Below are 9197 nucleotides of genomic sequence, written 5' to 3' on the forward strand. Positions count from 1 at the left end.
CTACACTTTTGCAGTTTCGTTAGGCTTAGTTTCTGTTTGTGTGCCTGGCGTTGCCGCAGTTTTATCTTGCTCAATCTTCGTATTTTGAGTAACTTCCTCCTCATCTTCTTTCACAGCTTTTTTGAAGTTTTTAATCCCAGAACCTAAACCTTTTGCTAAATCTGGAATCTTTTTTGCTCCAAAAAGCACAATAATAATCAATAAAACAATAAGCAGTTGCTGAACGCTTGGCATCATTGCAAAATCCTTTTAAACTTGAAATTTGTTGGATTATAGCATAAATCCTCTTGCATACAAAAATAAAAAAGATTCTACATTTTCATAACGTTTTCATTGCATTCACTCTAAAGTGCGCTAAAAAATGCTTTTATTAATGTCAAAATTCTCAATACTTTTAAAGTAGTAACACTTGCCCTTATAATGAAATTGTAATCCATAAGCATGAAGCATTAAGCGCGTTGCGCCAAAATATTCTAAACGTTTTTCATCGCTTAATGTGTTTTTAGATTCCATCTCTTTTGGGATAAATTCGGAATCTAAATATTCTCGGCTGTGCTTGTCCTTTGCACCATAGAGCGGGTCTCCTAAAATGGGAATTCCTAATGCTTGCAAATGCACGCGGATTTGGTGTGTGCGCCCAGTTTTTGGTCGCACTTTTAAAAGCAAGAATTTAGAGTTTTTAGAGAGAATTTCAGAATCTCCATTAATCTTATATTTTGTTAATTGCTCTAATTTCTCATCATTAAAGTCTAAAATCCCTAGCATTTCAAAATCACTTTGCGCATTTTTAAACTTTAATTTCTTATGGCTTGATGCACTTTTCTTATACACAGAGCGCACACACAAATCCCCTCCCTTTTCTTGTGTAGCAAGAGGTAGAGACAGACTAAAGCAATTAAATTTTGTATGTTGGATTCTATTATTAGCGCGCGTTAATGCGAGATATTCTTTTTTTATGCTGTTATTTAAAAACATTAATCCTAGCTCAACTATACTTTTTTTATGCTTACCAACAAGCACCAAACCGCTTGTTTCCTTGTCTATTCTGTGTGTGAGATTTGCTACATTGCCTAAGTAAGCACGTACCTCATCAATGAAGCTATGATGATGAAATCGTCCTTTAGGGTGAATTAGCATTTTTGGCGGTTTATTAAAAATGGCAAAATCTTCATTTTCAAAAAGAGGTTTTAAGCCAATAGAATCGGGCTTAAACACTAACACTTGTACACAATCACTTAAAATCTTTGTCTTTTCTTGTAAAACTTTCCCTTTATACCACACTTTGCCCTTGTTGATGTAACGTTGGGCATCTGCTATGTTTAAATTAAGATTTTGCATTAAAAACACATAAGCTTTTGTAGGAGAATTTATAATAAATTCTTCGTAAATATAGGGCATTTTCTAACTTTTAAGGGGTGTTATGTTAGCATTATTGTAGCACAAAACAGAAAGGATTTTCATGGTAGAGAGATATGCAAGAGAAGAGATGAAAAAACTATGGGATATGGAAGCAAAATATTCTGCGTGGCTAGAAGTAGAAAAGGCTTTAGTGCGCGGATGGAATAAATTAGGATTAATTCCTAATAGCGATTGCGAGAAGATTTGTAAAAATGCGAAGTTTGATATTGCAAGGATTGATGAAATTGAAGCAGTTACAAAGCATGATTTAATTGCTTTTACCACAAGTGTAGCTGAAAGTTTGGGCGAAGAATCACGTTGGGTGCATTATGGAATCACAAGTAGTGATTGTATTGATACAGCAGTGGCATTGCAAATGCGTGATTCTTTGAAGATAATTTTAGAAGATATTAAGCAAGTGCGTGAAGTTATAAGGATTAGGGCGCAAGAACATAAAGACACATTAATGGTAGGGCGAAGCCATGGAATCCATGGGGAGCCAATCACTTTTGGATTAGTGTTAGCAATTTGGTATGATGAGTTAGGGAGGCATTACAAGGCATTAGAATCCACTTTAGAAGTGATTGCCGTTGGGCAATTAAGCGGAGCAATGGGAAATCTTGCCCATACTCCCATAGAGTTAGAAGAGCTTGTTTGCGCTGAACTTGGGTTAAAACCTGCTCCCATAAGCAATCAAGTAATCCAAAGGGATAGATATGCGCGACTTATGAGCGATTTAGCTCTGCTTGCTAGTAGCTGTGAAAAAATTGCTGTGGAAATCCGCCATTTGCAACGTACAGAAGTGTATGAGGCAGAAGAGTATTTTGAAAGCGGACAAAAGGGTAGCTCGGCTATGCCTCATAAACGTAATCCGATTTTAAGTGAAAACATTACAGGACTTTGTAGAATGATTAGAAGCTATGCTATTCCTGCTTTGGAGAATGTCGCACTCTGGCATGAACGCGATATTAGTCATAGTAGTGTTGAGCGATTTATCCTGCCTGATAGCTTTATTACTACTGATTTTATGCTTATGCGCTTACATGGGCTACTTAAAAAGCTTGTGGTTTATCCAAAAAATATGCTAAAAAACCTCAACTTAACTGGCGGACTTGTATTTTCACAGAGAATTTTATTAGAGCTACCCAAAAAGGGTATTTCAAGGGAAGATGCGTATAAAATCGTGCAAAGAAATGCGATGAAAGTGTGGAGTGATTTGCAAAATGGTAAGAGCGCAGTAAATGAAAAGGGTGAGAGTCTGTATTTACAATATTTATTAGCAGATTCTGAACTTGTGGGACTTATCGGTCAAAACGCAGTGCGCGAATGCTTTGAGTTTAGCTATTACACAAAAAATATAGATTCCATTTTTAAAAGAGTTTTTGGGGATAAGAATAAAAAATAAACAGGGCAAAATAAATTCATCAATTTAAAAATATTAACTTTTATAGTTTAAATTAAGTAAAAAAAGAGTAAATTTTAAGCGATTTTTAAACTCAAAGTAAAAGGAAGGTTAGCATTATGGAAAAAGAGAATCTTTTACTCCAACAAGCAGAAGAAAGACTAGCAAAACTTGCGAAGTTTCCTGCGCTTAAAAAGGGCAATAGCATTAAAAAAATGCTAAAAGAAAAAGGAATCTCAAGAAGGGATTTTATGAAATGGGCAGGAGCAATGACAGCAATGCTATCCTTGCCAGCAAGCTTTGCACCACTAACTGCTAAGGCTGCAGAAGTTGCTGATAGGCTTCCAGTGATTTGGTTGCATTTAGCAGAATGCACAGGCTGTAGTGAAAGCTTATTAAGGAGTGATGGACCTGGTATTGATAGCTTGATTTTTGACTACATCTCTTTGGAATACCACGAAACTCTAATGGCAGCAGCAGGCTACCAAGCAGAAGAAAACCTAGAATCTGCAATAGAACGTTACAAAGGGCGCTATGTATTAATGGTAGAAGGTGGCGTTCCAACTGCATTAGAGGGTGCATATTTAACCATTGGTGCGCATGGCAAAACGGGATTAGAGAGTGCAAGGGAAGCAAGTGAACATGCAGCAGCAATTTTTGCGATTGGAACTTGCTCTAGTTTTGGTGGAATCCAAGCTGCAAACCCAAATCCAACAGCTGCAAAACCATTAAGTGCAGTAACGAATAAGCCTGTAATTAATGTTCCGGGTTGTCCTCCAAGTGAGAAAAATATTGTAGGAAATGTGTTGCATTTCATTCTTTTTGGAACATTGCCAAGCCTTGATGCTTATAACCGACCAAAATGGGCGTATGGACTTAGAATCCACGATTTATGCGAAAGACGCGGACATTTCGATGCAGGCGAATTTGTTCAAACTTTTGGTGATGATGGTGCAAAAAATGGATATTGCCTGTATAAAGTAGGTTGCAAAGGTCCTTATACTTTCAATAATTGCTCAAAACTTCGCTTTAATTCTCACACAAGTTGGCCTATTCAAGCAGGGCATGGCTGTATTGGTTGTAGTGAGCCAAACTTTTGGGATACAATGGGACCATTTGAAGAGCCTCTTGCTAATAAGCTTTATAACACGCCATTGCTAGGTGGTGCCGATAGAACAGCAGATACAATTGGAATCACACTTTTAAGTGCAACCGCTATTGGCTTAGCAGCACACGCTGTATTAAGCAATATTAAAAAAGACAAAGAATAAGCTTAAGGAGAAATAGATGACAAAAAGAATCATTGTAGATCCCATTACAAGAATTGAGGGGCATTTAAGAATTGAAGTGATTGTTGATGAAAACAATGTAATTACTGATGCTTATTCTAGTTCAACACTATGGCGTGGAATTGAAGTTATTGTTAAAAATCGCGATCCTAGAGATGTAGGATTTATGACACAAAGAATCTGTGGTGTTTGCACTTACTCACACTACAAAGCTGGAATCACAGCTGTTGAGAATGCTCTTGGAATTAAGATTCCATTTAATGCAGAAATGGTGCGTTCGTTAATGAATATTTCTCTCGTATTGCACGACCATTTAGTGCATTTTTATCATTTGCATGGACTTGATTGGTGTGATATTACTTCTGCTCTAAAAGCAGATACCAAGAGGGCTTCTGAGCTTGCCTTTAAATATTCTAAAAACCCTATTGCAACGGGTGCAGATGAGTTAGCAAATGTGCAAGAGAGAGTAAAAAAATTTGCTAGTGCAAAACAAGGTTTAGGACCATTTGCAAACGCTTATTGGGGTCATAAAACTTACCATTTTTCCCCAGAGCAAAATCTAATTGTTCTCTCACATTACCTAAAAGCGCTTGAAGTGCAAAGAGTAGCAGCACAGATGATGGCAATCTTTGGGGCAAAACAACCCCATCCTCAAAGCTTAACCGTTGGTGGTGTAACTTGTGTGGCAGATATTTTAGACCCATCAAGACTTGGTGATTGGCTAACGAAGTATAAAGAGGTTGCGGATTTCGTAAATCGTGCATATTATGCCGATGTTGTGATGGCAGCAGAAGTGTATAGAAATGAGCCAAGTGTCCTTAAAGGCTGCGGTGTGCGCAATTTCTTATGCCATGCTGAAATTCCAGTCAATCGTAACGAAACACTTTATAGCACAGGGATTGTACGTGGTGGCGATATTTCAAAATTACTTGATTTAGATGAAGAACTAATTACAGAAGAGGCAACACACTCTTGGTATGCAAACAATAAGCCACTCCACCCCTATGATGGCGAGACAGAACCAAGCTATACAGGCTTTGTAGATAAAGACACAATCGGACCAGATGGAGCACCAATCAAAACAAAGGCATTAGATACAGATGGTAAATACAGCTGGATTAAATCTCCGCGCTACAATGGTGAAGCAATGGAAGTGGGACCTCTTGCGGCAATCGTCGTAGGGTTGGCTGCTAAAAATCCACGTATTACAAAAATTGCAACACAATTCCTAGAGGATACAGGATTGCCACTTGAAGCACTCTTTAGCACTCTTGGAAGAACAGCTGCGAGAGTTCTTGAATGCAAACTTTCAGCAGATTATGGAATTGAAGCCTTTAATTCCTTAGTAGAAAACCTAAAAACAGGAGACCAAACAACTTGTGCGCCCTATAAGATTGATAACAAAAAAGAATATAAAGGACGTTATATCGGAAATGTGCCTCGCGGGACACTAAGTCATTGGGTGAGAATCAAAGATGGTGTTGTATCAAACTATCAAGCTGTTGTCCCTAGCACTTGGAATGCAGGACCAAAAGATTCCAAAAACCAAATGGGACCTTATGAGGCATCACTTGTTGGCACAAAAATCCAAGATTTAACACAACCTCTTGAAATCATTCGCACAATCCATTCCTTTGACCCATGCATTGCGTGTGCTGTGCATTTAATGGATACAAAAGGCAATGAAATTAGTCAATACAAACTAGACCCTATTGCAATGAATTGTAGTATTTAAGGAGGGTAGCTATGGAAACAAAATATAAGCCCATAATGGAGTTTTCAAAACTTACGAGAATTTTTCACTGGTTAAGGGCAATCGCCATTTTTGCACTCATTACCACAGGATTCTATCTAGGCTATCCTTATCTAGCTCCAAACAACTTTAGCGGTGAGCCAACAGGATTTCTTTATGCGTTGATGCGCAGTTGGCATTTAATCTTTGGATTTATGCTTATTGCAGTTACGATTTTTCGCATTTATTTACTTTTAACAAAAGAGTGTGCAGTAGAACGTCGTTCATTTTTAGATTTGATTAATCCTATCATTTGGTTTGGTGTGATTAGGGCATATTTGCTTTTTGGTGGGCATCCGCGTTTAAAGGGTTCTTATAATCCTTTGCAATTTATAACTTACACTGCTGTTTTGTTGCTAATTCTTGCCATTTCTCTTACGGGATTAGTGCTATATGCGCATGTCTATCATGAAGGTTTAGGCGGATTGATTATGCCTCTTGTGCGTCCTGTTGAAGTGCTATGCGGTGGGCTTGCAAGTGTGCGTGCAATCCACCATATTTTAACTTGGGCATTTTTAATTTTTATTCCTATTCATATTTATATGGTAGTTTGGAATGCAACACGTTATCCAGGTGGCGGAGTTGATACAATTTTAAATGGTATTAAATTTGAAAAAGAATAGGGGCTTTCTCCTATTCTTTTTACTATTTAAAAAATCTCACAACAACACATTCTAAAATTTTCTGTTCTTATTGATTTTTAAAGATGGACATTTCTTTAATACTTCAGTAAGAGCTTTTTTATTTCTCCAAATTTTTTTCTTTTTGTTTATTAACGCAATTAATGGTATTTTTGTGTATTCTATAGCTTCTTTATATTTTATTGTCTTGTTTATCTTAAATTAGCCCCATTTTCGCCTTTGCCTCTGCATAAGTTGTAGTGGCGATTTTTTGCGCAGATTGTGCTCCTTTATCTAGGATTTTGTGCAAATAATCTTGTTCTAAAATTAGCTTAGAGTAAGCTTCGCGAATGGGACGTAAGCCTTCAATAATAGCCTCTGCAACCCTTTCTTTTAGCACTCCATAGCCTTGAGTGCTGAATTCTGCTTCAATGCTCACTTCATCTTGTTTGCAGAAGCATTGGTAAATGGTTAGCAGATTAAACACTCCAGCACGTTCTTTATCAAAGGCGATAACCCCCTCACTATCAGTTGTTGCCTTTTTAATTTTCTTTACAATCTCATCGGGCGTGTCTATTAGCGAAATAGCGTGGTTTGGTTTATCACTTGAACTTTTACTCATTTTTTTAGTTGGGTCATCTAGTCCCATAATTCTAGCCCCTTCTTTCATGATCAGTGGTTCTGGCACGACAAAAGTCTCTCCAAAATCGCGGTTAAAACGTATAGCAGTATCACGTGCTAATTCAATATGCTGTTTTTGGTCTTCGCCAACAGGGACAAAATGGCTTTTGTAGAGCAAAATATCTGCACTCATTAGATTGGGATAATTAAAAAGTCCTGCAAAAATGCTTTTTGGATTCTTTTGACTTTTATCTTTAAACTGCGTCATACGGCTTAAATCGCCCATTGGTGTGATACAAGTAAGAAGCCATGCTAAAGAAGTATGTTCTTGAATTTGAGATTGGATAAAAAGTGTAGATTTCTTAGGGTCAATTCCGCAGGCAAGTAGCATTGCGCATAAATCATAAGTTTTTTCCTTTAAGATTTTTGGATTTTGAGGAAGTGTAATAGCATGGGAATTAACTACACAGAAAATATTTTCATAGGAATCTTGACTTTCAACCCAATTTTTCACAGCCCCTAGGTAGTTTCCTAGATGAATATTTCCTGTGGGTTGTATGCCTGAAAATACACGCGCTTTTTCTATTTGCATTGGAATCCTTAAAGAATAAATTAATATGAAATTATAACAAGCTTACTACTTATTTTAAGTTGTTTTTTTTTCTTTTTTTGAAATAATTACGACTTTGTAATTGTAAAAAATAAAATTAGGGAGGCGTAATGCTAAAAAATTTAAAACTAGGAGCAAGAGTTTCTTTGCTATTAACAGCTATAATTGTTGTTTGTATGGGGGTTACAACTTATATTATAATTTCTATGAGTACAGCCATTCAAACAAGAGAGGCTCATAGGCTTCTTCAAAATGTTGCTTTAAGAATGAGTAATCTTGTGCAAGGGAGATTTGACCAAACTTTTGCATATTTAGACACTCTAGAGAATAATGTTGAGGTCTTAATTTCGTCTGCAGATGATTTTAAAATGCGTCCGGGAGGGAATTTAGAAAAGTTTCTAGAAGATACTTTAGATGCGGATGCGGACGCAAGCTTTTTATATTTATACTTAAAAGATGTTACTCCTATGCGAGAAGAAAATCGTCTCCCAAATGGAGAATTTTTGATGGTTAGAGGGGATAGTGATATTGAGAATGATGGAGGGATTTATACGATTCCAGCTACAGAGAAAATCATGCAATTTGGAAGTGTGAAAAAGGCTTTGGAGACAGGTAAGCCAACCATTGGAGAGCCCACATTTCAAAATATTGATGGGAAAGGAGATCGTTTAATTGTTGGACTAAATTACCCAGTTGGAGATGGCAAAGGGGGTGTTGCTGGAGTGCTTGGATTTGCTGTGGATATGGAAAAGATTGGGGCTTGGATTCAAGATTCATCCTTAAATGTTTTTAAAGATGATTATCGTTTTATTATGACAGAATCTGGAACGGTTGCTGTGCATCCCAACGCCGATACTTTAGCAAAAAATATTTCTGATATTAATACAGATTCTAGCACAGATACTATTAAGAATGCCTCTATTAATCACAAAAATGGTGTTTATGACTATAAAGCACTTGATGGAAGTAAAGCATTGGTTGGATTATCTTCTTTTACGATTTATTATGATGTAGCAAATTGGAGTGTGTTGCTTGTTGCCCCAGTGAGTTCTATAATGCAGCCTGTGTATTCTTTGCGAACAACTGTTATTTCCTGTATTGCTATTTCTATTCTTATCATTCTTGTTGGTGTATTTTTGTATATTAAAAACTCTGTAATTGTAAGGCTACAAACGGTTTCTAATCTCCTAAATGGGTTTTTTAAATATTTAAACCATGAAACAAAAAATCCTCCGAATCTTGTAACACCAAAGGCAAATGATGAGATTGGAAAAATGGTGATGACAATCAATCGTAATATTGAAAATGCACAACAAGGACTAAAGAAAGATGCAGAAACCATCACCCAATCTGCCCAAACTGCAAAAGCAGTAGAGAGTGGAGATTTGAGTGCTAGAATCATAGAAAATCCTCATAATCCTCAACTCATTGAATTAAAGAAAGTCTTAAACAATATGCTTGATGT

At 36.8% G+C, this 9197-nt stretch carries 8 protein-coding genes; 5 read left to right on the forward strand and 3 right to left on the reverse strand.

What is annotated here, in order from left to right:
• Both K4G57_RS06965 and K4G57_RS06970 read right to left on the reverse strand, forming a co-directional pair.
• Window positions 1-237 (reverse strand): twin-arginine translocase TatA/TatE family subunit, encoded by a 237-nt coding sequence (locus tag K4G57_RS06965; RefSeq protein ID WP_221532461.1) that lies wholly within the window; start codon window positions 235-237, stop codon window positions 1-3.
• A gap of 117 nt (window positions 238-354) precedes the next feature.
• Entirely contained in the window at window positions 355-1398 is a 1044-nt protein-coding gene (locus K4G57_RS06970; protein WP_236033266.1) for an RluA family pseudouridine synthase, read from the reverse strand.
• Window positions 1399-1459: 61 nt separating this feature from the next.
• On the opposite strand from K4G57_RS06970, the gene purB reads away from it, so the two are divergent.
• From purB to cybH, 4 genes are all read left to right on the forward strand, one after another.
• Window positions 1460-2803 (forward strand): adenylosuccinate lyase, encoded by a 1344-nt coding sequence (gene purB, locus K4G57_RS06975; protein ID WP_221532462.1) that lies wholly within the window; start codon window positions 1460-1462, stop codon window positions 2801-2803.
• Between the two features lie 116 nt (window positions 2804-2919).
• The gene (locus K4G57_RS06980) at window positions 2920-4071 is read left to right on the forward strand and encodes a hydrogenase small subunit (RefSeq protein ID WP_221532463.1); all 1152 of its coding nucleotides are present in this window, start codon (window positions 2920-2922) and stop codon (window positions 4069-4071) included.
• Between the two features lie 16 nt (window positions 4072-4087).
• The gene (locus K4G57_RS06985; protein ID WP_221532464.1) at window positions 4088-5824 is read left to right on the forward strand and encodes a nickel-dependent hydrogenase large subunit; all 1737 of its coding nucleotides are present in this window, start codon (window positions 4088-4090) and stop codon (window positions 5822-5824) included.
• Between the two features lie 11 nt (window positions 5825-5835).
• Complete coding sequence (cybH, locus tag K4G57_RS06990; protein ID WP_221532465.1) at window positions 5836-6504, forward strand: Ni/Fe-hydrogenase, b-type cytochrome subunit; 669 nt, start codon at window positions 5836-5838, stop codon at window positions 6502-6504.
• Between the two features lie 214 nt (window positions 6505-6718).
• On the opposite strand, the gene trpS is transcribed toward cybH, so the two are convergent.
• Window positions 6719-7708 carry a tryptophan--tRNA ligase gene (gene trpS, locus K4G57_RS06995; protein ID WP_221532474.1) on the reverse strand — a complete coding sequence of 330 codons (990 nt, stop codon included), beginning with the start codon at window positions 7706-7708 and terminating at the stop codon, window positions 6719-6721.
• A gap of 134 nt (window positions 7709-7842) precedes the next feature.
• Here trpS and K4G57_RS07000 point away from each other — a divergent pair.
• Window positions 7843-9197, forward strand: a 1355-nt coding sequence (locus K4G57_RS07000) for a cache domain-containing protein (RefSeq protein ID WP_221561821.1), incomplete at its 3' end; no start/stop codon positions are given.

It is taken from the genome of Helicobacter turcicus, assembly GCF_019711685.1.
Classification (GTDB): domain Bacteria; phylum Campylobacterota; class Campylobacteria; order Campylobacterales; family Helicobacteraceae; genus Helicobacter_D; species Helicobacter_D turcicus.

Excerpts from the sequence above, each read along its gene's own strand:
- K4G57_RS06970 (WP_236033266.1), bottom strand. The coding sequence starts at position 1,398 with ATGCCCTATATTTACGAAGAATTTATTATAAATTCTCCTACAAAAGCT.
- K4G57_RS06965 (WP_221532461.1), bottom strand. The coding sequence starts at position 237 with ATGATGCCAAGCGTTCAGCAACTGCTTATTGTTTTATTGATTATTATT.
- purB (WP_221532462.1), top strand. The coding sequence starts at position 1,460 with ATGGTAGAGAGATATGCAAGAGAAGAGATGAAAAAACTATGGGATATG.
- K4G57_RS06985 (WP_221532464.1), top strand. The coding sequence starts at position 4,088 with ATGACAAAAAGAATCATTGTAGATCCCATTACAAGAATTGAGGGGCAT.
- cybH (WP_221532465.1), top strand. The coding sequence starts at position 5,836 with ATGGAAACAAAATATAAGCCCATAATGGAGTTTTCAAAACTTACGAGA.
- K4G57_RS06980 (WP_221532463.1), top strand. The coding sequence starts at position 2,920 with ATGGAAAAAGAGAATCTTTTACTCCAACAAGCAGAAGAAAGACTAGCA.